At 46.4% G+C, this 1,506-nt stretch carries 2 protein-coding genes; both read left to right on the forward strand.

From position 1 onward, the window contains the following. Positions 1-153: 153 nt before the first annotated feature. A complete protein-coding gene (locus ACTHUE_RS18695) occupies positions 154-666 on the forward strand; it encodes a hypothetical protein (protein WP_225905469.1) in 513 nt (170 codons plus the stop codon). Positions 667-718: 52 nt separating this feature from the next. Next, positions 719-1,336 carry a 4'-phosphopantetheinyl transferase family protein gene (locus ACTHUE_RS18700; protein WP_070813832.1) on the forward strand — a complete coding sequence of 206 codons (618 nt, stop codon included), beginning with the start codon at positions 719-721 and terminating at the stop codon, positions 1,334-1,336. Positions 1,337-1,506: the final 170 nt, after the last annotated feature.

A 1,506-nucleotide genomic window follows, 5' to 3' on the forward strand; every position in this document is an offset into this window, starting at 1 on the left:
TTACCGCCTCAAACTTTCTTAACGCCATGAAATCATTTAAATAAAAATATAATATTTTTTGCACCATTCTGTTTTTATACTTCTTTCATATATGTTAAAATGATTCTGCTTTCTGTAAACTTTTTCTACGCCCATTATTACAAAGGAGTTCGCATGTTACGTTTTTCTGCTTTGGTTGCCGTATCCTCCCTGATGCTTGCCGCTTGCTCACAATCCGGCAATTCCCAACCATCCACTTCCTCCTCTCAAACTTCTACTCCAAAAACAACTGCCGCCGGTTCTGCCTGCCGTAGCATGGGTGAGGGCCATAAAGTCCATGGCAAAGGTCAAAACGATATTTATATGTGTAAAGTCGATGTAGCTTTAAACTCTACCGAAGCCAAATCCGCTTTGGATCCTAGCATCCGCGTTCACTACGGTAGCACATCCGGCGCAACTTTGACTTCCCGTCAAATCTCCAACTCAGTCGGCAAAACCCCTGATGAAACCTGCCAACGCGCATTCCTGAGCGCGGTTAAACGCTTCCAAAGCACTGCACATCGCAAAAAAGCCAAATCCGTTCACCTGGTTAGCTACTTTGACAAAGTAACCAAAGGCGGTAACGAGTACGAATGCCACATCGCTACATTCAACAGCCGTGTGGTTTTGAAAGGCAGCTTCCACTAAGTAATGTCAAAAATGCCGGACTTCAATATGAAGTTTGGCATTTTTCTATTTTATGGATACGACACCTCTTCAATGCCTGCTGGCCGATCCGTCTTTTACCGCCTGCTACGACCATGCTTCTCTAAACGCAGCCGATTCCCAACGTTTTGCCGCCACGCCTCAACTGGCGCAGCGTCAGGACTGGCAAGTCAGCCGAGCATTAAAACAGCAAACCGATTTACCGACTGTATCACTGAGCCACAGCCAAGGCTTTGCCGCTTTATTGTGTGCGCCTCATCCCTTAACAGCCGGTATCGATATCGAATTTATCCGCCCGCGTGATTTCAAAGCGCTGTCGGCTTTGGTCTGCACGCAGGAAGAACAAGACTTTTTGGAAACGGCAAACTGGCCGTCTGAAACGTTTTACCGATTGTGGTGTTTCAAGGAAGCCTTGATTAAAGCGGCAAATTTGGATTTCCCGTCAGACATGAAATCGGTCGGCTATGTTTTCGATTCAGGGCAACCCGTCGGTTTACGCGCCGGAAATCAAACCGATTGGCGCGGCACAAGCGCGATTTTGGCGGATACGATGGCACTTTCCTGCGTTTGGCAGGGAAAAGCCGTCGCCCTGCAATGGCAGTTTTTTGGTTCGCTCCAACCCAATGATTTAACCGACCCGCAAACCATCTAATAACTGACAAAATAATAATAATCTGATTTAATTTACTGCACTTTTACTGATTCCACACACCAACAGCAGCATTTGCAAAAGGCCGTCTGAACGATGAATCTTCGCCTCCTAAACCGCCTCTATACTGCCCTTATCCTGTTTCTTACCCTGTTTTTGGTTTATGCCTTTGC

Source organism: Neisseria sp. P0021.S005 (genome assembly GCF_051956955.1).

Excerpts from the sequence above, each read along its gene's own strand:
- ACTHUE_RS18695 (WP_225905469.1), top strand. The coding sequence starts at position 154 with ATGTTACGTTTTTCTGCTTTGGTTGCCGTATCCTCCCTGATGCTTGCC.
- ACTHUE_RS18700 (WP_070813832.1), top strand. The coding sequence starts at position 719 with ATGGATACGACACCTCTTCAATGCCTGCTGGCCGATCCGTCTTTTACC.